Raw genomic sequence first — 23572 nt, forward strand, 5'->3', positions numbered from 1 at the left:
TCGGCGGTCGGGCAACCGTTGCCCGCCCGCCGAACATTCAATGCAGCCCCCACATCACGCGTGTCGCCGTCAAACACCGGCAACCGCGCCGGCCGGCGTTGTTCTGCCGGCCGTCCCTGGCGCTCGCCACTGCCCTGGCGATCAGAAGAACCCGAGCGCCTCGGCCTGGTAGCTGACCAGCAGGCACTTCGTCTGCTGATAGTTCGACAGCGCCATCTTGTGCGTCTCGCGACCGATCCCCGACTGCTTGTAACCACCGAACGCCGCGTGCGCCGGGTACAGGTGGTAGCAGTTGGTCCATACGCGGCCGGCCTCGATCTCGCGGCCCATCCGGTACGCACGCGTGCCGTCGCGCGTCCACACGCCCGCGCCGAGCCCGTAGAACGTGTCGTTCGCGAGTTCGATCGCTTCCTGCTCGTCCTTGAACGTCATCACCGACGCGACCGGCCCGAAGATCTCTTCCTGGAACACGCGCATCTTGTTGTTGCCGAGCAGCATCGTCGGCTTCACGTAGTAGCCCGTGCCGAGTTCGGCAGCCGGCGCCGTGCGTTCGCCGCCCGTCAGGCATTGCGCGCCTTCGCCGCGGCCGATGTCGATGTACGACAGGATCTTGTCGAGCTGCTGTTGCGACGCCTGCGCGCCGATCATCGTCTGCAGGTCGAGCGGGTGGCCGGACTTGATGCGCTCGACGCGCGCGACGGCCTTCTCGATGAAGCGTTCGTAGATCGATTCCTGGATCAGGATGCGCGACGGGCACGTGCACACTTCGCCCTGGTTCAGCGCGAACATCGCGAGCCCTTCGAGCGCCTTGTCGAGGTACGCGTCTTCCTGATCGAGCACGTCGGCGAAGAAGATGTTCGGGCTCTTGCCACCCAGTTCGACCGTCGACGGGATCAGGCTCTCGGCCGCCGCGCGCAGGATGTGCTTGCCGACCGGCGTCGAACCCGTGAACGCGATCTTCGCGATCCGCTTGCTGGTCGCGAGCGCTTCGCCCGCTTCCTTGCCGAAGCCGTTCACGATGTTGATCGTGCCGGCCGGGAACAGGTCGCCGATCAGTTCCATCAGCACCAGCACCGATGCGGGCGTCTGCTCGGCCGGCTTCATCACGACGCAGCAGCCGGCCGCGAGCGCGGGCGCGAGCTTCCACGCGGCCATCAGCAGCGGGAAGTTCCACGGGATGATCTGGCCGACGACGCCGAGCGGCTCGTGGAAGTGGTACGCGACGGTGTTGTCGTCGATTTCGGAGATGCCGCCTTCCTGCGCGCGGATGCAGCCCGCGAAGTAGCGGAAGTGGTCGACCGCGAGCGGCAGGTCGGCCGCCATCGTCTCGCGCAGCGGCTTGCCGTTGTCGATCGTCTCGGCCACGGCCAGCAGCTTCAGGTTCTTTTCCATCCGGTCGGCGGCGGCGAGCAGCAGGTTCGCGCGCTCGGCCACGGACGTCTTGCCCCACTTGCGGCGCGCGGCATGCGCGGCGTCCAGCGCCAGCTCGATATCGTCGGCGCCCGAGCGCGGAATGCGGCAGAACGGCTGGCCGTTGATCGGCGACACGTTCTCGAAATACTCGCCCTTCACCGGCGCCACCCACTTGCCGCCGATGTAGTTGTCGTACTGCTGACGGTACGGGTATTCGACGTCGAGGCCCAGTTGTTTCAGGTCAAACGGGTTCATACATGTCTCCTGTTCATCGTGCTTGTGTAAGTACAGCGCCGGTTGGATCGCGCTGCACCGGTTTACGCAACATGCGTGCCAAACGGACGGGAGCGGAACGAAAGCACGACGACCACGGCCGGCCCGGGTGCGCGCCGTGCCGTGTTCACACACGCAGCACGGCGGGTGTGTCGATTCGGAACACCGCGACTGTGCAGCGGCGTGGCCGGTGTTCGGAATTTCCACAGCGGCTGTGCCGGACCGCACAGGCATGCGGGCCGCGACGCGTGGCATGTCGCTTGCATGCGAATCGCGCATCCCATCCACATGCGGCTGCGTTCGCGCCGGCCGACACTATGAGCGACCCGGCCCCCCTGACCGACGACGCCGTCGCGTTCATCCGCGAGCAGGTGTTCCTGATCGTCGCGACCGCCGACGCGGCGGGTAACAGCGACTGCTCGTACCGCGGCCGCCAGCCGCGCGCCGACGGTTCGTTCGAGCCGCTCGTCGACATCCCCGACCGCCGCACGCTCGTGCTGCCCGACTTCGCGGGCAACAACCTGTTCAACACGATCGGCAACCTGCTCGTGAATCCGGCCATCGCGCTGCTGTTCGTCGATTTCGTACGCCAGACGACCTGGCTCGTGCAGGGCCGTGCGACGATCGACGAGGATGCGGAAAGCCGCGCGCATCTGTGGCCCGACGCGCGGCGTTATGTCGTGATCGAGGTGGCGCATGCGCAGGCGCGCGCAGATGCGGCGCTGCCGCCGCTCGTGCTGGCGTGATGCGATTGGCGGATCGTCAGCGTACGGATGCGCTCGTGACGAAATGCGCCGGCGCGCCGGCTGCCATTACCTGAACGCCGATGCTCGACAACGCAACGCTCAACGCCCGTGCGTCTCCGCACAAGCCGGTTCGGTCCGGCTGCGCGCGGGCGCGTCGGCAGGCGCATGCCCGTCCGTGTTGTGGTCCGCTTCAGCCGCCGTCGCCCGCCCGCCGAGAAACACGAACACCACCACCGCGCACAGCACCGTGACGACGGCCAGCCCGGTCAGCAACCGGTCGAACGCATGCGTATAGCTCGCGAGCAGCGCCGCATGGCCGACGTCCGGCAACGCAGCGGCCGCGCCCGCGAGATCGCCGGTCGCGAGCCGCGCGGCCGCACGCAGCGTCGCGTCGGGCGTGCCGGCGGCACCGGCCGCCTGTCGCAACCCCGCCTGCGCGAGCGCGGCCAGCACCGCGCCGACGATCGCGAGCGCGATCCCCTCGCCGGCCACGCGCGTCGTGCTGAAGATCCCCGTCGCCATTCCTGCGCGCTCCTTCGGCACGACGCTCACCGACAGCCCGTCCATCAGCCCCCACGGCATCCCGGCGCCGACACCGATCGCGAGCATCGGCGCGATCGCCGCCGGCCCCGCGCCGCCGCGCAGCGCTTCACCCAGCCACACGAGACCGCCGGCCGCGACCAGCAGCCCGAGCGCCGAGATCACGCCGGCCGACAGCCAGCGCGTGAGCGTCGCCGCGGCGAACGGCACGACGAGCATCGGCGCGGAGATCGCGAGCATCAGCCAGCCGGCGTCGATCTCGCTGAAGCCGTCGATGCCGATGAAGCGCAGCGGCAGCACGACGAGCAGCACGATGTAGCAGCAGCAGGTCGACACCGGCAGCACCTGCACGCCGACGAAGCGCGCGATGCGGAACAGCGACAGGTCGAGCATCGGCCGCGCGACGCGCGTCTCGATCGTCACGAATGCGCACGCGCCGAGCGCCGCGCCGGCCAGCAGCACGATCACGAGTGCGCTGGTCCAGCCGCGCGCGGGCGCCTCGATCACGCCGAACGTGAAGAGCGTCAGCGCGGCCGTGAATGCGGCCGTGCCGGGCCAGTCGAGCCCCGTCGCATGCGGGTCGCGCGACTCGCGCATGCGCGGCAGCCCGAACGCGAGCGACAGCACGCCGGCCACCGCGCTCGTGACGAAGATCGCGCGCCAGCCGTAGTGCCCGATCAGGCCGCCGGCCAGCACGGGCCCGAATGCGAGCCCGATGCCGAAGGTCGTACCGAGCAGGCTGAACGCCCGCGTGCGCGCCGCGCCGTCGAACTCCTGCGCGAGCGCGGCCGTGCCGCCCGCGAGCGCCGCGGCCGCCGCGAGCCCTTGCGCGGCGCGCAGCAGGTCGACCGCGAGCATCGACGGCGCGAACGCGAGCGCAACCGACATCAGCGTGAAACCGCCGACACCGAGCGCGAACAGCCGCTTGCGGCCGAACTGGTCGGCCAGCGCGCCGGCCGCCATCAGGAAGCTGCCGAACGCGAGCATGAATGCGTTGGTGATCCAGTTCATCGCGACCGTGCCGCCATGCAGGTCGCGGCCGATCGCCGGCGTCGCGACCGCGCCGCCCGAAAACGACAGCGGCAGCGCGACGGCGGCCATGCAGACGGCGGCCAGCACCCATGCGCGCCGGCGCGCCGAAACCGCCGATACGGCTGAAAACGGGTGATCCATCATCGCTCCTCGAAAAGCCGGCGCGGATGCGCCGCCAGAGCGACAGAAGATAAATCCGATTCAATCCGCGAAAAACCACGCGAAGTTCCAGATATAACGGACTAGAATTCCGCAATTCAATCGACAGCGCCCGTCGGCGCACGCACCTAGATTCGATGGAAAACCTGACCGGCATCGTCGCCTTCGTCCGCACCGCCGAAGCGCTGAGCTTCGTCGCGGCCGGCCGCGCGCTCGGCATCTCGGCGTCGGCGGTCGGCAAGACGATCGCGAAACTCGAGCAGTCGCTCGGCGTGCGCCTGTTCAACCGCACGACGCGGCGCGTCACGCTCACTGAAGAGGGGCGGCATTTCTACGAACGCTGCCAGCGGATCCTCGAGGATTTCCGCGATGCGGAAGCGACCGTGACGGCATCGGCGCAGCGCCCGCGCGGCAAGCTGCGCGTGAGCCTGCCGGTGATCGGCTACCGCTTCCTGCTGCCGGTGCTGCCCGAGTTCCGGCAGCGTTATCCGGACGTCGAGCTCGATCTCGATTTCAACGACCGGATGGTCGACGTCGTCGAAGGCGGCTTCGATGCGGTGATCCGCAGCGGCCCGCTGTCGGATTCGAGCCTGATGTCGCGGCGGCTCGGCCCGTTCGCATTCGTGCTGTGCGCAACGCCCGCGTATCTCGCGCAGGCCGGCACGCCGCGCACGCCGCGCGATCTCGAAGCGCACGAGTGCGTGCGCTACTGCTTCCCGACCACCGGCAAGCTGCAGGACTGGGCGCTCGCGGCCGACGACGGCACGCCGCTGAAGCTGCGCACCGCGATGACCTGCAACAACATGGAAGCGCTGCGCGGCACCGTGCTCGCGGGGCTCGGCATCGGCTACATGCCCGATTTCCTCGCGCGCGACGCACTCGAACACGGCACGCTCGTGACCGTGCTCGACGACTACCGGATCGCGCCGGGGCAGTTCTCGATCGTGTGGCCGTCGAGCCGGCAGTTGTCGCCGAAGCTGCGCGTGTTCGTCGATTTCCTGTGCGAGCGGCTGTTCAGGTAGCCTCCCCGCACGCAGTCGCGCAGCGCGCTGTCACGCCGCGCCGATCCGCTCCGCTTGCGCCGGCGGCAGCAGCGCGTCGCTGTCGTCCTTCAGCCCGACGCCCGTCAGCTGGAGCCTGCGCGCATGCGTCATCAGGTAATGCAGCTTGTGCGCGGCGGCCGCGTGCGGCAGCCCTTCGGGCCGCACGTTCGAGATGCAGTTGCGCAGCGCGTCGTGGCAGCCGACCTTCGGCGCCCACGTCAGATACACGCCGAGGCTGTCCGGCGAGCTGAGCCCCGGCCGTTCGCCGATCAGCATCGCAACCACCTTCGCGCGCAACAGCTCGCCGATCTCGTCGCCGAGCGCGACGCGCGCCTGCTTCGCGACCACCACCGGGCCGATCCGCCAACCGTCCGCGTCGAGCCGAGGCCGCACGGCCTGCAGCAGCGGCAGCGCCTGCTTCGCGGCCGCGAACGCCGACAGCCCGTCGCCGACCACGAACACGACGTCGGGCGCATCGTCGAGCGCCGCGCCGTAACCGGCCAGCAGCCCGCGGCTGTCGTCCGACAGCTTGCGACCGAGATCGGGCCGGCGCAGATAGTGGTCGCGGTCCGGCGCGGCGCTCTGCACGCCGAGCGTCGGCAGCAGGCCGGCCGCCTCGATCTCGCGCCGCAGCGCATCGGCGTCGAGCGGCTGGTGCACGGCGTCGCGCGCCTGCGCATGCGACAGGTTGAAGGCCAGCAGCGGCGCGGTCGGCAGGCTGTTGCCCGCGCGGCCGAGCGCGATCCGCGCGTTCGTGAACGCCTTCAGCTGGCCCCACGGATTCTTTTCGACGGCATCGCTCATGCTGACAACCCCATCCAGTCGTTCGCGCCGGCCAGAAGCGGCACGCGGGCCGACGCGGCGCGCAGCGCGCCGTGCGCATCGGCGATCTCCATCGTCTCCAGCCACTCCTCGAACTCCGGCGCGCGACGCAGGCCGAGCACCTCGCGCACGTAGAGCTGGTCGTGGAACGACGTGCTCTGGTAGTTCAGCATCACGTCGTCCGCGCCCGGAATCCCCATGATGAAGTTGATGCCGGCCGCGCCCAGCAGCGTCAGCAAGGTATCCATGTCGTCCTGGTCGGCTTCCGCGTGGTTCGTGTAGCAGATGTCGCAGCCCATCGGCACGCCGAGCAGCTTGCCGCAGAAGTGATCCTCGAGCCCCGCGCGGATGATCTGCTTGCCGTCGTACAGGTATTCGGGCCCGATGAAGCCGACCACCGTGTTCACGAGGAACGGCTCGAACTTGCGCGCAACGGCATACGCGCGCACTTCGCAGGTCTGCTGGTCGACGCCGTGATGCGCGTTCGCCGACAACGCGCTGCCCTGGCCCGTCTCGAAGTACATGAGATTGTTGCCGACGGTGCCGCGCTTCAGCGACAGCGCGGCCTCGCGCGCCTCGCCGAGCAGCGCGAGCGAGATCCCGAAGCTCGCGTTCGCCTTCTCGGTGCCCGCGATCGACTGGAACACGAGATCGACCGGCGCGCCCTTCTCGATCGCCGCGATCGTGTTGGTCACGTGCGTGAGCACGCACGACTGCGTCGGCACGCCGTAGCGTTCGCGGAACCCGTCGATCATCGCGAGCAGCTTCACGATCGCCGCGAGGCTGTCGGTCGCCGGGTTGATGCCGATCATCGCGTCGCCGCAGCCGTACATCAGCCCGTCGAGCATCGATGCGGCGATCCCCTTCACGTCGTCGGTCGGGTGGTTCGGCTGCAGCCGCACCGACATCCGGCCGGCGAGCCCGACCGTGTTGCGAAAGCGCGTGACCACGCGGCGCTTGCGCGCGGCCGCGATCAGGTCCTGGTTGCGCATCAGCTTCGATACGGCCGCGACCATCTCGGGCGTGAGGCCCGGCGCGATCCGTTCGAGCGCCGCGCCGTCGGCCGCGGGCGACAGCAGCCAGTTGCGGAAATCGCCGACGGTGAGATGCGAGATTTCCGCGAACGCGGCAGCGTCGTGATCGTCGACGATCAGGCGCGTGACCTCGTCTTCTTCGTACGGGATCACCGCTTCGTTCAGGAACGCCTTCAGCGGCACGCCCGCGAGCGCGATCTTCGCAGCGACGCGCTCCTCCTCGCTCGCCGCCGCGACGCCGGCGAGCTGGTCGCCGGAACGCAGCGGGCTCGCCTTCGCGAGCAGCGTCTTCAGGTCCGCGAAGCGGTACGTGCGCGGACCGATCGTCTCCGTGTAGGACATCGTGCGAGTCTCCTTCCTTGCCAAAAGCCGACGGCGCGCCCGTTCGACGGGGCGCGCCGGATGCCGTCAGGAACGGCCGTTCACCTTCGCCATGCTCACTCCTCCAGCAGCGCGTCGCCGGGCGCGCTCGCGCGCTGCGAACGGGTCGCGAGGAAGTACGCGTAGCCCGCCGCGAGGAAGCCGACGAACACCAGCGCGACCAGCCCGTTGAAGTACACCATCGTACCGAGACAGACGAGCGCCGCAAGAATCGCGAATGCCGGGAAGATCGGGTACAGCGGCGCGCGGAACGGCCGCGCCATGTTCGGCTGCGAGCGGCGCAGCTTGAACAGCGACGCCATGCTCACGATATACATCACGATCGCGCCGAACACCGACATCGTCACGATATTCGCGGTCAGCGTCTGCCCGCCGAACTGGATCAGCTCGTCGCTGTAGATCGCCGCGATGCCGACCACGCCGCCCGCGAGAATCGCGCGATGCGGGGTCTTGAAGCGCGGATGCACCTTCCCGAGCCACTCCGGCAGGTAGCCTTCGCGGGCCAGCGCGAAGATCTGGCGCGAATAGCCGAGGATGATCCCGTGGAACGACGCGACCAGACCGAACAGCCCCAGCCACACGAGCATGTGCATCCAGCCGCTGTTCGCGCCGACGATGTACTTCATCGCCTGCGGCAGCGGGTCGTTGATGTTCGCGAGCTTGGTCCAGTCGCCCGCGCCGCCGGCGAACACCATCACGCCGATCGCGAGCGCGACGAGGGTCAGGATCCCGGCCACGTAGGCGATCGGAATCGAGCGCTTCGGGTTCTTCGCTTCCTCGGCGGCCATCGCGACGCCTTCGATTGCGAGGAAGAACCAGATCGCGAACGGGATCGCCGCGAACATCCCGTGGAATGCGCCGACGCTGAAATGATCGGCGCCCGACCAGCCGCCCTTCATGAAGTTGCTCCACGCGAAGCCCGGCGACACGACGCCCATGAACACCAGCAGCTCGAAGATCGCGAACAGCGTGACGACGAGCTCGAACGTCGCGGCGATCTGCACGCCGACGATGTTCAGCGCCATGAACACGAGATACGCGCCCATCGCCGCGTGTTTCGGTTCGAGCCCCGGAAACTGCACGTGCAGGTACGCGCCGATCGCGAGCGCGATCGCGGGTGGTGCAAACACGAACTCGACGAGCGTCGCGGCGCCGGCGAGATAACCGCCCGTCGGGCCGAATGCGCGGCGTGCATACGCGAACGGGCCGCCCGCGTGCGGGATCGACGTCGTCAACTCGGTGAAACTGAAGATGAAGGTCGTGTACATCGCCGCGACGAACAACGCGGTGACGACGAAGCCCAGCGTACCGGCGCTCGCCCAGCCGTAGCTCCAGCCGAAGTATTCGCCGGAAATCACGAGGCCGACCGCGATGCCCCACAGTTGCCAGGTCCCGAGCGTCTGCTGCAGCGCGGGCTGGCCGGACGACTTGGCGCCGGCGGCGGGCCGGCCATTCGACTCTGCTTTCATCGGACTCTCTCCTCAAATGCGCCGGGCCTGACGGCCTGCGCGACTGAGAATCGATGCTAGAGAGTCATTAAACGACGTGTTATCGAAATTCGGCAAAGATCGCGGCTGACATTTCGCTGACGGAAACGCCAACCGCGGTCGTTGCGAGCGCCATCCGGCCGCACGAAGCGGCCGGGTCCCCCACGCTTACTGGCCGCCGCTGCGCTGGTTGAACCAGCGGTCGAGCAGCTTGCCGGCCGCTTCGCGGCCGCCGAGGCCGAACGACAGCGCGACGGCCACCGCGATCGCGCCGAGCACGAGGCCGAACGCGAGCTGGACGATCTCGTTCGCGATGCCCATCGCGCGCAGCCCCATCGCGAACACGAGGCCGAGGATCGCGAATTGCGCGATGCGCGCGAACAGCACGCTGTGCTCGCGATCGGCCTGCTCGATCACGCGGCGCGCGAGGCCCGCGAGCCACACGCCGATCACGAGGATCACGCCGCCCATCAGCACATGGCCGCCGAATTCGATGAACAGCGTGACGACGTCGCGCACCTGCGAGAAACCGAGCCGGTTCGCGGCTTCGACCGACGCGAACAGCATCGCGAAGAACACGATCAGCCGCGCGACCAGCACCGACGGCTGCAGGATCCCCGAGAACACGCGCTCGACGCCGAGCACGGCCGGCAGCCCGTCGGCGCCGGCGGCTTCCAGCAGCTTCTGCGCGAGCGATGCGACGAAGCGCGCGAAATAGAACGTGACGAGCACGATCACGATCGCCGCGACGATGTCCGGCACCGCGCCGAGGAACTGGTTCAGCATGTTGGTCGCCGGGCCCGAGATCGCGTCGATCTTCAGCGCGTCGAGCGCGGAGATCAGCGTCGGCACGAACACGAACACGTAGACGATCGTGCCGATCAGGCTCGACACGCGCACCGGCGTCGGGCTGTCGAGTCGCTGCGTGAGGCGGTCCGCGCCGGCGGCGACGAGCAGGTTCGTCACGAGGCCGCGCAGCACGCGCGCGACGACCCAGCCGACGAAGCCGATCACCGCGGCCGCGAACAGGTTCGGCACGATCGCGAGCAGCTTGTCGACCATCCCCTGCACCGGCGACAGCAGGCCCGACAACGCGAACGACGCGAGGATGGCCGGCAGGAACATCAGGATCACGAGCCAGAACAGCACGTCGCCGAGATAACCGCTCATCGGCTGCATGCCCGCGCCTTCGGACAGCTTGTCGTCGATCTTGCTCGCCTTCAGCGCGCGGTTCGCGAGGCTGCGCAGCAGCGACGCGATCAGCCACGCGATCAGCGTCAGCGCCGCGCCGCCGATCAGGTTCGGCAGGTAGTTGACGATGTGCGTGACGAGCAGCGAGAACGGATTGGAGACCGCGTACAGGTTGAGCACGTTGAAGATGCCCACCGCGGTGACGAGCAGCACGAGCCAGAACAGGCCGCCGGCGATGATCCGCTCGACGTACGCGCCCTGGCCGGTGCTTTCGTTGATCCGCTGATCGACCTTCAGCGCGCCGAGCAGGCGCAGCGCGCCGGCCCGCGCCACCACCGCGATCAGCCAGCCGATCACCAGGATGCCGATCGCGCCGGCGATCTTCGGCAGATATCCGCCTAGCGTGGTCTGCAGCGACGTGATGAAGCTGGAAGCATCCATTTCTTGTTCTCCCGAAAAACGTGGCGTTGCGATTGAACATCGACGAACTACCTGCGTACTTCGAATGGCGTGGGTTGCCGCTTGAGCAACTTACCCGAGAAAAATGACGCCTTCACCCGATTTCACCGTCTTTAACTTTAGTCATAGATCGCAGGGGGACAAGACCCCATTTCGGCAAATAAAAAGGGGCGGATTTATCGGCCGCTACGCATTTCCGCAAGATTTATCCATTCGGGCCGTGCTACCGTGGCGTCGGTTCTTGCCCGGGCACGCCGATGACAGTCGAAACGAAAACCGACAAACCCGCGTGGATCCGCTATGCGGCCAGCGTGGCGCGCGTCCACGAATACATCCGCGCGCACCTCGACGGCCCGCTCGACCTGAACCGGCTCGCCGAAGTCGCGTGCCTGTCGCCGTATCACTGGCAGCGCGTCTATCGCGCGCTGTACGGCGAGTCGATCGTGCTGACGGTGCGGCGGATGCGGATCGTGCGTGCGTCCGAGGATCTCGTCTGCACGGCGCGGCCGCTCGACGAGATCGCGCGGCGCGCGGGCTACGGTTCGACGCACGCGTTCGCACGGGCGTTTCGCGACGCATACGGCGTGCCGCCCACGCAGCACCGGCGCACGGGCGTCCACCGGCCTATCTATCCGCTACAAAGAGGAGAGGAAGACATGTTCAAGCATGAAGTCGAGATTCGGCGCCTGCCGGAACTGCGCGGCTACGCGGTGGCGCACACGGGCGCGTACCTGAAGGTCGGCGACGCGTTCGCGCGGATCGGCGCGTGGGTCGGGCAACATGGGCTGATCGGCCCGGGTGCGAAGATGATCGGCATTTTCTACGACGATCCGGACACGACGCCGGAAGCGCAGTTGCGCGCGAAGGCCTGTTTCATGCCGGCCGACGGTGCGCCGGACGTCGAGCCCGTGCCGCCCGTCGAACGTGCGACGGTAGCGGGCGGCGAATACGCGGTGCTGCTGCATACGGGGCCGTATGCGGACCTGAAGACGGCCTACCAGTGGCTCTACGGCGACTGGCTGCGTCACTCGGGCCGCGAAGCCGCCGACGCGCCGCCGTTCGAGCTGTACCTCAACACGCCGATGGACGCGGCGCCGGCCGACCTGCGCACCGAGATTTACCTGCCGCTGCGCTGATCGAAGGACCGGGGTGGTGGTGCGCTGGTGCGCTGGTGCGCTGGTGCGCTGGTGCGCTGGTGCGCTGGTGCGCTGGGGCGCTGGGGCGCTGGGGTGCTGGGGCCAGCCGGCGCACTGTTCCAGGGCGACGCCCGTTGCGGCGCCATGCCGTCGGCGGCGATTCTGATGCGGGCAACCAGGCCGGCGATTGTGCGTTAGCCAGCCTGTGTCCCGCAGCCCGGACAGAAGCGCGCATCGGCGGCCAGCGCCGCGTGGCAGCGGCTGCAAGCCCTCCCTCGTTGCGCCGTACCGCACTGCGCGCAGAAGCGCGCATCCGCCGCGTTGAGCGCGCCGCAGCCCGCGCAGGCGAGCTGGCTCAGCGGCCCGTTGCCGCCTTGACCATCGGCCGGCGCCTGCCAGCCCCAGCCGTGACGATCGCGACCGCGCGCATCATGGCCATCGTGCCCGTCCCGGCGCTGCCCGCGGTGATGCCCGCCACTGCCACCGCCACCGCCACCGCTACTGCTGTTGCCGTGCCCGCTGCCGTGCCCACCGCCGTGCCCACCCAGTATCCGTTTCAGAAAACTCATCGCACGCTCCTCAACGCGTGGCCTGCGCGCCGCCGAACGCCCCTGAGGACGACAGCAGCCGCAAGCCGTTGGCGACGACGATCAGGCTCGCACCCGCATCCGCGAATACCGCCATCCACATCGTGCCGAGCCCCGCGACCGTGAGGCCGAGGAACACGATCTTCACACCGAGCGCGAAGCCGATGTTCTGCACCAGCACGCGATGCGTCGCACGCGACAGCCGCACGAACGCGGGAATCTTGCGCAGGTCGTCGTCCATCAGCGCGACGTCGGCCGTCTCGATCGCCGTGTCGGTGCCCATCGCGCCCATCGCGAAACCGATGTCCGCGCGTGCGAGCGCCGGCGCGTCGTTGATCCCGTCGCCGACCATCCCGACCGCGCCCGCGCCGCCGGCCGACAGCTCCTCGACCGCCGCGAGCTTGTCTTCGGGCAACTGGTTGCCGCGCGCGTCGTCGATGCCGGCCTGCTGTGCGATGGCTTGCGCGGTGTGCGGGTTGTCGCCCGTCAGCATCGCGGTGCGGATGCCGAGCGCGTGCAGGTCGGCGATCGCGTCGCGGCTCGTGTCCTTGATCGTATCGGCCACCGCGAAGATGCCGAGCACGCGCGCGTCGTCGACCAGCACCACGACGCTCTTGCCCTGCCGCTCGAGCGCATCGAGCTTCGTTTCGAGGGCCGGCGAGCAGCGCTCGAGCTCCTCGACGAGCCGGTGGTTGCCGAGCCAGTAGCGCGCGCCGTCGATCGTGCCGCGCACGCCGCGCCCGACCAGCGCTTCGAAGTCCTGCACATCGGCGAACGCCGCCGTTCCGGCATCGCGCGCCGCAGCCGCGATCGCCTGCGACACCGGGTGATCCGAGCGCGCGGCAAGGCTCGCACCGAGGTGCCGGACACGCTCGGCATCGACGTCGGCCGCATGCACGTCGAAGTCGGTCTGCACCGGCTTGCCGTGCGTGATCGTGCCGGTCTTGTCGAGTGCGAGCCACGCGAGCTTGCGCCCTTCCTCCAGATAGACGCCACCCTTCACGAGAATCCCGCGCCGCGCGGCGGCCGCGAGCCCCGACACGATCGTCACCGGTGTCGAGATCACCAGTGCGCACGGGCACGCGATCACGAGCAGCACCAGTGCGCGGTAGATCCAGTCGTGCCATGCGCCGCCCATCACGAGCGGCGGCACCACCGCGACCAGCAGCGCGACCGCGAACACGATCGGCGTGTAGACCCGCGCGAACTGGTCGACGAAGCGCTGCGTCGGCGCCTTCGCGCCCTGCGCCTCCTCGACCGCGTGGATGATCCGCGCGAGCGTCGAGTTGGCCGCGACGGCCGTCACGCGGTATTCGAACGAACCCGATTCGTTGATCGTGCCCGCGTACACGGCGTCGCCGGCCATCTTTTCGACAGGCAGGCTCTCGCCGGTGATCGGCGCCTGGTTGACCGTCGAGCGACCCGCGACGACTTCCCCGTCCAGCCCGATCCGCTCGCCCGGCTTCACGCGCACGACGGCGCCGAGCGCGACCTGCGCGGCCTCGATCGTGCGCCACGACCCGTCGGCATCCTGCACGGTCGCGGTGTCCGGCGCGAGCTGCATCAGGCCCTGGATCGCATTGCGCGCGCGGTCGAGCGACTTCGCCTCGATCAGCTCGGCGATCGTGAACAGCACCATCACCATCGCGGCTTCCGGCCACTGGCCGATCGCCATCGCGCCCGTCACCGCGATGCTCATCAGTGCGTTGATGTTCAGGTTGCCGTTGCGAATCGCGATCCAGCCCTTCTTGTACGTGGTGAGCCCGCACGCGAGCACCGCCGCGAGCGCGAGCGCCGCCGACAGCCACACGGGCAGGCCGGCCCAGGTCGCCCCCTCGGACGCGATCGCGGCGACGCCCGCCAGCGCCAGCGGCCACCAATGTTTCGGGGGCGCATCGGCGACGCGCGCCGCGGGTGCGCCGGCCGATGCGGCCTCGGGCGTCATCCCGAGCGTGCGGATCGCGCCTTCGATCGCCGGCTGGGCACCCGGCACGTGCTCGACGGTCAGCATCCGCTGCATCAGGTTGAATTCGAGCGCCGACACTTCGCTCATCCCGCCGAGCTTCTTGCGGATCAGCGTTTCCTCGGTCGGGCAGTCCATCTGCATGATCCGGAACGCGGAGCGCACGTGGCCCGACGCGGTCGCCTGCGCGACCGGCAGCGGCGCGAGCGTCAGCGCGGCAGGCGCGCAGCAGTCGCCGGCCGCGTGGTCGTGGTCGTGGTCGTGGCCGCGCGATGCGGCGTCGCCGTGCGCGTGCTCGCCGGCCGCCGGCGCCGCGTTGGCAACGGTCGCCGCGTGCGCGTCGCGCGCGTCGGCGCAGCACGTATCGGCGCCGCCGGCATGGCGGTGTCGTGGGTCGTGGGTACGCTGGGCGTCGGTCATGACAACCTCCTTTGTGGCTTGACGGTGTAGAGTTAACACCCTGAAGCCACTACAAGGTCAACCCTTACACGGGAGAAAGGCATGAAGATTGGCGAACTGGCCAAAGCGGCCCGCTGCACGCCCGAGACGATCCGTTTCTACGAGAAAGAGGGGCTGATGCCGGACGCGGAGCGCACCGACGCGAACTACCGCAATTACACCGATGTGCACGTGGAACGGCTGCGCTTCATCCGCAACTGCCGCGCGCTCGACATGGCGCACGACGAGATTCGCACGCTGCTGCAGCTCACCGACACGCCGGCCGACCGCTGCGATTCGATCAATTCGCTGCTCGACGACCACATCGGACACGTCGACGCGCGCCTCGCGGAACTCACGCATCTGCGCGACCAGCTCACCGAATTGCGCCGCCAGTGTGTCGGCGAACATTCGGTCGAGGATTGCGGGATCGTGCACGGTCTCGCGACGATGGAAACCGTCGCGCCGGCCGCGAAGCGCTCGCACCTCGGCTGAAACCCTTGTGAAATAAGATAGTCTGGTTGAGAATAGTTATATTCTTACTAGATATATCATAACTATTCATGTCAACGAGTCGCCCGTCCCCGCTCGCGCTGGCCGTCCTCGCGACGCTCACCGAAACGCCGATGCATCCGTACGGGATGCTGCAGCAACTGAAGGCCCGCGGGTACGACGAAGTCGTCAACGTGCGGCAGCGCACGAGCCTCTACCAGACGATCGACCGGCTGCTGCGCGACGGGCTGATCGCCGTGCACGACACCGAGCGCGACGGAGCTTTCCCCGAGCGCACGCTGTATGCGCTGACCGAAGCCGGGCACACGGCCGGCCAGGGGTGGCTGCACGCGCTGCTCGCGGAACCCGCGCGTGAATTTCCGGCGTTCGGCGCCGGCCTCGCGTTCCTGCCGCTGCTCGATGCCGAAGACGCGCGGCACCAGCTCGAACTTCGGATTGCCCGGCTCGACGCCGAGCGCGAGCGCCTGGAAGCGCTGCGCAACGGCGCGCAGGCCGACCAGGTGCCGCGCCTGTTCCTGCTGCAGAACGAGCACGCGCTCGTGCTGCTCAATGCGGAGCTCGACTGGGCGCGCAGCGTCGTCGAACACCTGAAGATCGGCGCGCTGCGCTGGGTGGATGGCTGACCAGTAACGAAGGCAGATTCCCGCCAGCAACGGGAATCTGCCCGATCAAAGCACCTTGCCGGGATTCAGGATGCCGCGCGGGTCCAGCGCGGCCTTCAGGCGTCGCATCAGCCCGATTTCCGCGTCGCTGCGCGTGTGCGCGAGATAAGGACGCTTGAGCACCCCGATCCCGTGCTCGGCCGACACCGAGCCGCTCATGTCCCGCACCACCGCGTACACGCAGTGATCGAGCGCATCGGCGTCCGCGTCGGTCATCCCGGCCAGTGACACGCCGATATGCACGTTGCCGTCGCCGACATGGCCGAAGAACAGGCACGTGAGCTCCGGCCAGCGCGAGCGCAACGCCGCCTCGCAGCGCTCGGCGAACGCGCCGAGCTCGCCCGTCGGCAAACTCACGTCGAAGTTGACGAGTTGCGGCAGCGCATCGATCGCGAGGCCTTCGCGCAGCGTCCACAGGTCGCGCGCCTGCCGCTCCGACGTCGCGAGCACCGCATCGTCCACGAGCCCTGCGTCGATCCCCGCCGCGAGGCCGGTTTCCAGCGCTTGATGCGCATCGCCGCCCGGCGCGCTCGTCGCGCATTCGATCAGCACCGCGAAACCGCCGTCACCTGCGAACGGCGCAGTGACGCCCGGCGTATGGCACGCGACGTAGTCGTAGAACGCCGGCCACATCGCCTCGAAGCTGACGACCTCCGGCAGCGTGCGCACGCGGTTCCACAAGCCGACCACCGCGTCGTAATCGCGCACGCGGCAGAGCGCGGTGGCCGGCGCGGCGAGCAACGGGTGCAGCCGCAGCACGGCGCGCGTGACGACGCCGAGCGTCCCCTCGCTGCCGATGAACAACTGCTTCAGGTCGTAGCCCGCGTTGTTCTTCAGCATGCGGTTCATCGACGACACGACGGTGCCGTCCGCGAGCACGGCCTCGAGCCCGAGCACCTGCTCGCGCATCATCCCGTAGCGGATCGCGCGCGTGCCGCCCGCATTGGTCGCGAGCATGCCGCCGATCTGGCACGAGCCGCGCGCGCCGAGATCGACGCCGAACGTAAAGCCCGCCGCTTCGGCGGCTTCCTGCACCGTCTGCAGCGGCGTCCCGGCGCGCACGGTCATCGTGCCGGCCGCCGCGTCGAGCGCTTCGATGCCCGCGAAGCGTTCCATCGACAACACCACCTCGCCGCCGAGCGCGACCGCGCCGCGTGCGAGCCCCGTCAACCCGCCTTGCGGCACGACCGGCCGGCCGAGCCCCGCGCACAGCGCGAGCGTGCGCGACACGTCGTCGACGCTGCGGGGGCGCACCAGCGCACGCGGCCGCACACCGGCCGGCTCGTTGTACGCGGTGAAGTAGCGCGGATCGATGTCGGCCGCGCGCGTGACGAGCGCGTCGCCCAGTTCGGCGACGAGCACGGCATCGAGCGCATCGTCCGACAGCGGCGCGCCGCCCTGTTCGCCGCCCGCGGCGGCCGGGTTCGGGTTCTGCATCGCGCGCGCCCACGCTTACTTCGTCGAGATGTCGATATCGCCGAAATACTTCAGGCCGAGCGACTTCACCGTGCCGTCCGCCTTCAGCTTGTCGATCGCCGCGTCGAGCTTCGCCTTCAGCGCGTCGTCGCCCTTGCGCAGGCCGAATGCGATGCCGCTGCCGAGAATCCGGTCGTCATGCACGGCCTGGCCGACGAACGAGAAGCCCTTGCCGTCCGGGCGCGACAGGAAGCCGCGCTGGCCGGACGGTGCGAGCACCAGCGTCGCATCGAGGCGGCCCGCCACGAGGTCCGCATACGCCTGGTTCTGGTCCTGGTACGCGACGACCGCGACGCCGGCCGGTTCCCAGTGCGCCTTCGCGAAGGTCTCCTGGATCGACGCCTGCAGCACGCCGACGCGCTTGCCCTTCAGCGATTCGGGCGTCGGTAGCAGGCCGCTGCCGGTGCGCGCGATCAGCTGGGTCGGCACGCGATAGATGATCGTCGTGAAGTCGATCGCCTGGCGCCGCTGCTCGGTCGCGTTCATCGCCGAATTGATCGCGTCGAACTTGCGGCCCTTCAGCGCGGGAATCAGGCCGTCGAACGACGTCTCGACCCATTTGCACGACAGCTTCGCCATCTGGCAGACGGCATTGCCGACGTCGATGTCGAAGCCCTGCAGGTCGCCGTTCGGCGCTTTCGATTCGAACGGCGGGTATTGCGCCTCGAGGCCGAAGCGCAGCGTCTGCGCGTCGGCGAGCGCCGCGCCGGAGCCGATTGCGCACGCGAGTGCGAATGCGAGTTTCAGGGTTGCCGTGTGCTTCATCGTGATCTCCTGGGTCTGGTCGATGCGACGTCCCCGTCGCCGGTTTCCTTACTTACAGCGAACGCAGCCGCCGCGCGCCTTCGACCAGCGTCGCGTCGTCCTTCGAAAAACTGAGCCGGATCACGCCGGCGTCGGTGCCGTCGGTATAGAACGCCGACAGCGGAATCGTCGCGACGCGCGCGTCGCGGATCAGGCGCAGCACGAAATCGCTGTCGCTTTCGTCCGAGAAGTGCCGGAAGCGCGCGAGCATGAAGAACGAGCCTTCGCTCGGCAGCAGCTCGAAACGCGAATCGGCCAGCTCGCGCGCAAGCAGGTCGCGCTTGGCCTGGTAGAACGCCGACAGGCCGAGATAGCTGTCCGGCCGCGCGAGGATCTCCGCGAACGCGACCTGCATCGGCGTGTCGGCCGCGAACACCATGAACTGGTGCACCTTGCGGATCTCGTCCATCAGCTCGGCCGGCGCGAGACAATGACCGACCCGCCAGCCGGTCACATGGAACGACTTGCCGAACGACGACACGATCACGCTGCGCTCGGCCAGCTCGCGGTGGCGCGCCACGCTCTGGTGCAGCGCGCCGTCGAATACCACGTGCTCGTAGACCTCGTCGGACAGGATCACGATGCCGGTGTCGCGCGTGAGTTGCGCGAGCCGCTCGAGATCGTCCGCGGAGAACACCGTCGCGGTCGGGTTGTGCGGCGTGTTCACGATGATCATCCGCGTGCGCGGCGTGATCGCCGCGGCCACCTCGTCCCAGTTCACGCGGAAATGCTCGGGCGACAGCTTGATCGCGACCGGCGTCGCGCCCTGCAGCCGCAAGATCGGCGCATAGCTGTCGAACGACGGCTCGAAATAGATCACCTCGTCGCCCGGATGCACGAGCGCGCTGATCGCCGCGTACAGCCCTTCGCTCGCGCTCGCGATCACCGTGATCTCGGTCGCCGGGTCGTAGCGCGCGCCGTACAGCGCCTCGGTCTTTTCGGCGAGCCGCTCGCGCAGCGCCATCACGCCGGCCATCGGCGAGTATTGGTTGTGCCCGTCGCGCATCGCGCGCGCGACGCCTTCGACGAGCGCCGGATCGGGCGCGAAATTCGGCGCGCCCTGCGACAGGTTCAACGCATCGTGTTGCGCGGCAAGCTGGCCGATCACCGTGAAGATCGTCGTGCCGACGTCGGGCAGTTTCGAACGGGGCGCGGTGGCGCTTCGCATGAATCCTCCTTCTGATGTCCTTCGGGCTGGCCCGCGCAACGCGCGCGGCCCTGCATCTGCCGCATGATTTAGCCCCAGCCAATATCGGCGGACAATCGAAAGTTCGTCATGGAGGCCATGCATTTTCCTCATGGCTCACGGTTTGAAGCACGCAGCGGCAAGGCTAAGCTGCCGGCCCGATATGCAAATCAGGCATTACCCGTAGGGGATGCTACGCGTCCGCCGCCGCCAGATATGCGAGCAGCACGGCCCGCAGCTCGCCGCGCAACGCGGCGAAGTCGAGCGCCGGCCCGAGCGTCAGCAACGCCTGCGAGAGGCCGCCGTAGCAGAGCGTGTGCGCCATCCTTGCGAGCCCGTCGAGCCGCGCGGCCGGCGGCGGATCGGCCGCGTGCGCGAGCGCGTCGCGCCACAGTGCGACATACGCGTCGTAATGCCGGCGGTATGCGGCGAGCGGCGACACCTGCCGCTCCAGCGCGAAGAGCGCACCCCACAGCGCCGCGTCGGCGCCGATCGCGTCGACCTGCAGATCGACGAGCGCCACGGCGAGTTCGGCCCGCGGCGCGGCGCGCAGCCGCTCTGCCGCATCGCGCAGCCGATCGGCCATCGCCAGCACGTGCCGGTGGATGCAGAGCGCCGCGAGGCTCTGCTTGTCGCCGAAATACTCGTAGAAAGTGCCGATGCTGACGCCCGCGACGGCCGCGATCTCGCGGATCGTCGCCTTCGCGTAGCCGAGTTCGAGCAAAAGCTGAACGAACGCCTGCTGCAGCGCGTCGGAGCTCGCCTGCGCGCGCGACTGGCGCGGCCGGCGGCGCAACGCGGGCGCGGGTTGCGCCGCCGGCTGGCCGGGCGGCGCCGGAACCTGAACATGTCGCGGCGGCATATTTGCTACTCTGGAATTCAGCAGGGAATGCGTTTTACCGCGAGCCGGAACCAGCGCCGAAGCGCCACCCGTGTTGCATGACGCCAACCGCCCGCGAAGCATGAGACCGGAGACAACCTCGATGACCGAATCGACTCACGCCGTCACGAACCAGTTCGACGAACTGGTCGACTATAACCTCTTCGCGACGGACGTCGCGCTGCGCGACGCGCTCGCCCGCGCGGGCGCCGACTGGGCCGTGCCGCAGCTCGACGCGTACGGCGCGCGGCTCGGCAGCGCCGACACCGCGCAACTCGCCGACGCAGCGAACCAGCACCCGCCGGAGTTGAACGCGTTCGACCGGCGCGGCCGGCGCATCGACCGCGTCGATTTCCACCCGGCGTGGCACGCACTGCTCGGCCAGTACCGCCACGAAGGCTTCGTGTCGCTCGCGTTCCGCGATACACGCCGCGGCCGCTGGGCCGCAACCGCCGCCGGCTTCTACCTGCACGGCCAGATCGAGGCCGGCACGCTGTGCCCGGCGACGATGACGCAGGCCGCGATTCCCGTGCTGCAGAAGGAGCCCGCGCTGTGGAACCTGCTGCGCGACAAGCTCTACAGCGATGACTACGATCCGCGCGACGTGCCGGTCGCCGACAAGCGCTCGATCTGGTTCGGCATGGGGATGACTGAGAAACAGGGCGGCTCCGACGTGCGCGCGAACACGACGCTCGCCACGCCCGTCGGCACGGGCGGGCGCGGCGGCGAATACCTGCTGCGCGGCCACAAGTGGTTCTTCTCCGCGCCGATGTGCGATGCGCACCTCGTCGTCGCGCACACCGAAGGCGGCAGCCCGTCGTGCTTCTACGTGCCGCGCTGGCGGCCGGACGGCACGAAGAACGCGGTCGAGATCCTGCGGCTGAAGAACAAGGTCGGCAACCGCAGCAACTCGAGCAGCGAGATCGAGCTGAACGACGCGTGGGGCATCATGCTCGGCGACGAAGGCCGCGGCATCCCGACCATCATCGAGATGGCCACCTACACGCGGCTGAACTGCGTGCTCGGCAGCGCGGCGATGCTGCGCCAGGGCGTCGTGCAGGCGATCGCGTACACGCGCCAGCGCCACGCGTTCGGCCGCGCGCTCGCCGAGCAGCCGCTGATGCGCACCGTGCTCGCCGATCTCGCGCTCGAAAGCGAGGCGGCACTCGCGCTCGCGATGCGTCTCGCCGACGCGTTCGAGCGCGACGACTCGCCGCTCGAGCGCGCGTGGAAGCGGATCGTCACGCCCGCCGCGAAATTCTGGGTCTGCAAGCGCGCGGTCGAGCTGACCGGCGAGGTGATGGAAGTGTTCGGCGGCAACGGTTATGTCGACGACGGCCCGATCGCGCGGCTGTTCCGCGAGGCGCCCGTCAACTCGATCTGGGAAGGCTCCGGCAACGTGATGTGCCTCGACGTGCTGCGCGCGGTGTCGCGCGAGCCCGACGCGGCCGACGCGCTGTTCGCCGAACTCGCCGCCCTCGGTGCGGGCGAACCGCGCATCCGCGCGGCGCTCGACGCGCTGCGCGCGATGCTCGCCGCGCCTGCCGACACGCTCGAGGCGTCGGGTCGCGTGTTCGCGCAGCGGCTCGCGATCGCCGCGCAGGCGTGCCTGCTGCGCCGCGATGCGCCGGCGGCCGTCGCCGACGCGTTCGTCGCGACGCGGCTCGCCGCGCCCGACTGGGGCCGCATCGCAGGCGGCTTCGATCCGCACGCGATCGACGTCGCCGCGCTGCTGCAGCGCGCGTACCCGGCCTGACGCCGGTTCGTTCGCCTGAGTTCGCCTTCGTTCGCCCCGCCCGGAGCCCTGATGAACCTCGTCGCCGCCCTCGACCGCGCCGCCCGCGCGACGCCCGACAAGCCGTTCCTCGTCAGCGAATCCGCGACGATCACCTATGCCGCCGCGCGCGAGCGCTCGCACCGCGCGGCGGCCGTGCTGAGCGCACTCGGCATCGCGGCCGGCGACCGCGTCGCCGCGATGTGCTTCAACACGCCGGCCTTCGTCGACCTGATGTTCGGCGTGTGGCGGCTCGGCGCGACGTTCGTGCCGGTCAACCACAAGCTGCAGGCGCCGGAAGTCGACTACGTGCTCGAACACAGCCGCAGCAAGGCGCTCCTGTTCGACGTGGCGCTCGCGCCGGTGGTCGAACGCATCGTTCATCCGGCGCGGCAGCTCGTGACCGAAGGCGAGCTCGACGGCGTGCCGTGCTTCGACACGATGTGCGCAACGATGGACGGCGTCGCGGGCATCGAACCGGCCGACGGCGACATCGCGCAGATCCTCTACACGTCCGGCACGACCGGCCGCCCGAAAGGCTGCGTGCACAGCCACCGCACCGTGACGCTCGCGGCGATGTCGGCGGCGCTCGCGATCGGCATCGGCCGCAACGAGCGCACGCTGATGGCGATGCCGATCTGGCATTCGTCGCCGCTCAACAACTGGTTCGGCGGCACGCTGTACGCGGGCGGCACCGTCGTGCTGCTGCGCGAATACCATCCGCTGCGCTTCCTGCGGGCCGTCGAGCGCGAGCGCGTGACGCTGTATTTCGGCGCGCCGGTGTCGTACATGCTGCCGCTCGACACGATCGACGGCTTCGCGGCGTTCGACCTGTCGAGCGTGCGCGCGTGGCTGTACGGCGGCGGCCCGATCGGCGCCGCGCAGGCCGAACGGCTCGCGCGCGCGTATCGCAGCGACGCGTTCTTCCACGTGTACGGGATGACGGAAACGGGGCCGGCCGGCACGACGCTGTACCCGGACGAGCAGATCGCGAAGGCCGGTTCGATCGGCCGCCACGGCGGCCCGGGCGTCGACCTGCGCGTCGTGCGAATGGACGGCATCGATGCGCAGCCGGGCGAGACCGGCGAGATCTGGCTGAAGACCGACAGCATGATGCTCGGCTATCTCGACGACGCGGCCGCGACGCGCGCCGCGTTCGCACCGGGCGGCTGGTATCGCACCGGCGACGTCGCGCGGATCGATCAGGATGGCTACCTGTTCATCGTCGACCGGCTGAAGGACATGATCGTGACGGGCGGCGAGAACGTCTATTCGAAGGAAGTGGAGGACGTGCTCGGCGCGCATCCGGACATCGCCGAGGCGGCCGTCGTCGGCGTGCCGCATCCGGACTGGGGCGAGACGGTCGTCGCGCACGTCGTGATGCGCGCGGGCTCGGCGCCCGACGCGGACGCGCTGCGCGCGTTCTGCGGCGAGCGGCTCGCCGCGTACAAGATCCCGCGCGAGTTCGCGTTCGCGCAGGCACTGCCGCGCACGCCGACCGGCAAGCTGCAGAAATTCCTGCTACGCGTGCGCAAGGAGTAGCGCCCGCTCACGCCGATAAAAAAAGCCACCG

Annotated in this window: 19 protein-coding genes; 7 read left to right on the forward strand and 12 right to left on the reverse strand. The window is 69.1% G+C overall.

The features are described from left to right. Positions 1-141 precede the first annotated feature (141 nt). On the reverse strand, positions 142-1668 hold the full coding sequence (locus OEJ37_RS26400) for an aldehyde dehydrogenase family protein (protein ID WP_152862457.1): 1527 nt from the start codon (positions 1666-1668) through the stop codon (positions 142-144). Positions 1669-2003: 335 nt separating this feature from the next. Between OEJ37_RS26400 and OEJ37_RS26405 the strand changes: the two genes are divergently transcribed. Beyond that, positions 2004-2432 carry a pyridoxamine 5'-phosphate oxidase family protein gene (locus OEJ37_RS26405; protein WP_263347060.1) on the forward strand — a complete coding sequence of 143 codons (429 nt, stop codon included), beginning with the start codon at positions 2004-2006 and terminating at the stop codon, positions 2430-2432. A 99-nt stretch (positions 2433-2531) separates the two neighbouring features. Here OEJ37_RS26405 and OEJ37_RS26410 read toward each other — a convergent pair whose 3' ends face one another. Then, complete coding sequence (locus OEJ37_RS26410; RefSeq protein WP_263347062.1) at positions 2532-4145, reverse strand: MFS transporter; 1614 nt, start codon at positions 4143-4145, stop codon at positions 2532-2534. Positions 4146-4300: 155 nt separating this feature from the next. Between OEJ37_RS26410 and OEJ37_RS26415 the strand changes: the two genes are divergently transcribed. Beyond that, a complete protein-coding gene (locus OEJ37_RS26415; RefSeq protein ID WP_174418286.1) occupies positions 4301-5185 on the forward strand; it encodes a LysR family transcriptional regulator in 885 nt (294 codons plus the stop codon). Between the two features lie 30 nt (positions 5186-5215). Here the strand turns inward: OEJ37_RS26415 and eutC are convergent, their stop codons facing one another. The 4 genes from eutC to OEJ37_RS26435 all read right to left on the reverse strand — a co-directional run bounded on the left by eutC (position 5216) and on the right by OEJ37_RS26435 (position 10562). Then, positions 5216-6010: an ethanolamine ammonia-lyase subunit EutC gene (eutC, locus tag OEJ37_RS26420; RefSeq protein WP_263347067.1), complete on the reverse strand. Its 795-nt coding sequence runs from the start codon at positions 6008-6010 to the stop codon at positions 5216-5218. Next, on the reverse strand, positions 6007-7404 hold the full coding sequence (locus OEJ37_RS26425) for an ethanolamine ammonia-lyase subunit EutB (RefSeq protein ID WP_263347069.1): 1398 nt from the start codon (positions 7402-7404) through the stop codon (positions 6007-6009). Before OEJ37_RS26425 ends, eutC begins: the two co-directional genes overlap by 4 nt. 95 nt (positions 7405-7499) lie before the next feature. Further along, a complete protein-coding gene (gene eat, locus OEJ37_RS26430) occupies positions 7500-8912 on the reverse strand; it encodes an ethanolamine permease (RefSeq protein WP_263347072.1) in 1413 nt (470 codons plus the stop codon). A gap of 186 nt (positions 8913-9098) precedes the next feature. After that, positions 9099-10562: a mechanosensitive ion channel gene (locus OEJ37_RS26435; RefSeq protein ID WP_175920702.1), complete on the reverse strand. Its 1464-nt coding sequence runs from the start codon at positions 10560-10562 to the stop codon at positions 9099-9101. A gap of 275 nt (positions 10563-10837) precedes the next feature. Here OEJ37_RS26435 and OEJ37_RS26440 point away from each other — a divergent pair, with 275 nt between their 5' ends. Next, complete coding sequence (locus OEJ37_RS26440; protein WP_263347078.1) at positions 10838-11716, forward strand: GyrI-like domain-containing protein; 879 nt, start codon at positions 10838-10840, stop codon at positions 11714-11716. Between the two features lie 194 nt (positions 11717-11910). Here OEJ37_RS26440 and OEJ37_RS26445 read toward each other — a convergent pair whose 3' ends face one another. Next, a complete protein-coding gene (locus tag OEJ37_RS26445; protein ID WP_263347080.1) occupies positions 11911-12285 on the reverse strand; it encodes a zinc ribbon domain-containing protein in 375 nt (124 codons plus the stop codon). Between the two features lie 10 nt (positions 12286-12295). Beyond that, entirely contained in the window at positions 12296-14686 is a 2391-nt protein-coding gene (locus tag OEJ37_RS26450; protein ID WP_263347083.1) for a heavy metal translocating P-type ATPase, read from the reverse strand. Positions 14687-14767: 81 nt separating this feature from the next. Between OEJ37_RS26450 and cadR the strand changes: the two genes are divergently transcribed. Together cadR and OEJ37_RS26460 are read left to right on the forward strand one after the other, a co-directional pair. Continuing rightward, positions 14768-15199, forward strand: coding sequence for a Cd(II)/Pb(II)-responsive transcriptional regulator (gene cadR / locus OEJ37_RS26455; protein ID WP_152860574.1), 432 nt, complete (start codon positions 14768-14770; stop codon positions 15197-15199). 68 nt (positions 15200-15267) lie between these two features. Beyond that, entirely contained in the window at positions 15268-15840 is a 573-nt protein-coding gene (locus tag OEJ37_RS26460) for a PadR family transcriptional regulator (RefSeq protein ID WP_263347087.1), read from the forward strand. Between the two features lie 45 nt (positions 15841-15885). Here the strand turns inward: OEJ37_RS26460 and OEJ37_RS26465 are convergent, their stop codons facing one another. The 4 genes from OEJ37_RS26465 to OEJ37_RS26480 all read right to left on the reverse strand — a co-directional run bounded on the left by OEJ37_RS26465 (position 15886) and on the right by OEJ37_RS26480 (position 20207). Continuing rightward, complete coding sequence (locus OEJ37_RS26465; RefSeq protein WP_263347089.1) at positions 15886-17316, reverse strand: FAD-binding oxidoreductase; 1431 nt, start codon at positions 17314-17316, stop codon at positions 15886-15888. A 15-nt stretch (positions 17317-17331) separates the two neighbouring features. After that, the gene (locus tag OEJ37_RS26470; RefSeq protein ID WP_175947385.1) at positions 17332-18120 is read right to left on the reverse strand and encodes an ABC transporter substrate-binding protein; all 789 of its coding nucleotides are present in this window, start codon (positions 18118-18120) and stop codon (positions 17332-17334) included. A 52-nt stretch (positions 18121-18172) separates the two neighbouring features. Next, entirely contained in the window at positions 18173-19327 is a 1155-nt protein-coding gene (locus OEJ37_RS26475) for a pyridoxal phosphate-dependent aminotransferase (RefSeq protein WP_263347091.1), read from the reverse strand. Positions 19328-19538: 211 nt separating this feature from the next. Further along, entirely contained in the window at positions 19539-20207 is a 669-nt protein-coding gene (locus tag OEJ37_RS26480; RefSeq protein ID WP_263347092.1) for a TetR/AcrR family transcriptional regulator, read from the reverse strand. Positions 20208-20328: 121 nt separating this feature from the next. Here OEJ37_RS26480 and OEJ37_RS26485 point away from each other — a divergent pair, with 121 nt between their 5' ends. After that, the gene (locus tag OEJ37_RS26485; protein ID WP_263347093.1) at positions 20329-21981 is read left to right on the forward strand and encodes an acyl-CoA dehydrogenase family protein; all 1653 of its coding nucleotides are present in this window, start codon (positions 20329-20331) and stop codon (positions 21979-21981) included. A 51-nt stretch (positions 21982-22032) separates the two neighbouring features. Next, positions 22033-23541 (forward strand): class I adenylate-forming enzyme family protein, encoded by a 1509-nt coding sequence (locus OEJ37_RS26490; protein ID WP_175920684.1) that lies wholly within the window; start codon positions 22033-22035, stop codon positions 23539-23541. Positions 23542-23572 lie beyond the last annotated feature (31 nt).

It is taken from the genome of Burkholderia sp. BKH01 (assembly GCF_025685725.1).
GTDB classification, from domain to species: Bacteria; Pseudomonadota; Gammaproteobacteria; order Burkholderiales; family Burkholderiaceae; genus Burkholderia; species Burkholderia pyrrocinia_C.

Excerpts from the sequence above, each read along its gene's own strand:
- OEJ37_RS26400 (WP_152862457.1), bottom strand. The coding sequence starts at position 1,668 with ATGAACCCGTTTGACCTGAAACAACTGGGCCTCGACGTCGAATACCCG.
- OEJ37_RS26405 (WP_263347060.1), top strand. The coding sequence starts at position 2,004 with ATGAGCGACCCGGCCCCCCTGACCGACGACGCCGTCGCGTTCATCCGC.
- OEJ37_RS26410 (WP_263347062.1), bottom strand. The coding sequence starts at position 4,145 with ATGGATCACCCGTTTTCAGCCGTATCGGCGGTTTCGGCGCGCCGGCGC.
- OEJ37_RS26415 (WP_174418286.1), top strand. The coding sequence starts at position 4,301 with ATGGAAAACCTGACCGGCATCGTCGCCTTCGTCCGCACCGCCGAAGCG.
- eutC (WP_263347067.1), bottom strand. The coding sequence starts at position 6,010 with ATGAGCGATGCCGTCGAAAAGAATCCGTGGGGCCAGCTGAAGGCGTTC.
- OEJ37_RS26425 (WP_263347069.1), bottom strand. The coding sequence starts at position 7,404 with ATGTCCTACACGGAGACGATCGGTCCGCGCACGTACCGCTTCGCGGAC.
- eat (WP_263347072.1), bottom strand. The coding sequence starts at position 8,912 with ATGAAAGCAGAGTCGAATGGCCGGCCCGCCGCCGGCGCCAAGTCGTCC.
- OEJ37_RS26435 (WP_175920702.1), bottom strand. The coding sequence starts at position 10,562 with ATGGATGCTTCCAGCTTCATCACGTCGCTGCAGACCACGCTAGGCGGA.
- OEJ37_RS26440 (WP_263347078.1), top strand. The coding sequence starts at position 10,838 with ATGACAGTCGAAACGAAAACCGACAAACCCGCGTGGATCCGCTATGCG.
- OEJ37_RS26445 (WP_263347080.1), bottom strand. The coding sequence starts at position 12,285 with ATGAGTTTTCTGAAACGGATACTGGGTGGGCACGGCGGTGGGCACGGC.
- OEJ37_RS26450 (WP_263347083.1), bottom strand. The coding sequence starts at position 14,686 with ATGACCGACGCCCAGCGTACCCACGACCCACGACACCGCCATGCCGGC.
- cadR (WP_152860574.1), top strand. The coding sequence starts at position 14,768 with ATGAAGATTGGCGAACTGGCCAAAGCGGCCCGCTGCACGCCCGAGACG.
- OEJ37_RS26460 (WP_263347087.1), top strand. The coding sequence starts at position 15,268 with ATGTCAACGAGTCGCCCGTCCCCGCTCGCGCTGGCCGTCCTCGCGACG.
- OEJ37_RS26465 (WP_263347089.1), bottom strand. The coding sequence starts at position 17,316 with ATGCAGAACCCGAACCCGGCCGCCGCGGGCGGCGAACAGGGCGGCGCG.
- OEJ37_RS26470 (WP_175947385.1), bottom strand. The coding sequence starts at position 18,120 with ATGAAGCACACGGCAACCCTGAAACTCGCATTCGCACTCGCGTGCGCA.
- OEJ37_RS26475 (WP_263347091.1), bottom strand. The coding sequence starts at position 19,327 with ATGCGAAGCGCCACCGCGCCCCGTTCGAAACTGCCCGACGTCGGCACG.
- OEJ37_RS26480 (WP_263347092.1), bottom strand. The coding sequence starts at position 20,207 with ATGCCGCCGCGACATGTTCAGGTTCCGGCGCCGCCCGGCCAGCCGGCG.
- OEJ37_RS26485 (WP_263347093.1), top strand. The coding sequence starts at position 20,329 with ATGACCGAATCGACTCACGCCGTCACGAACCAGTTCGACGAACTGGTC.
- OEJ37_RS26490 (WP_175920684.1), top strand. The coding sequence starts at position 22,033 with ATGAACCTCGTCGCCGCCCTCGACCGCGCCGCCCGCGCGACGCCCGAC.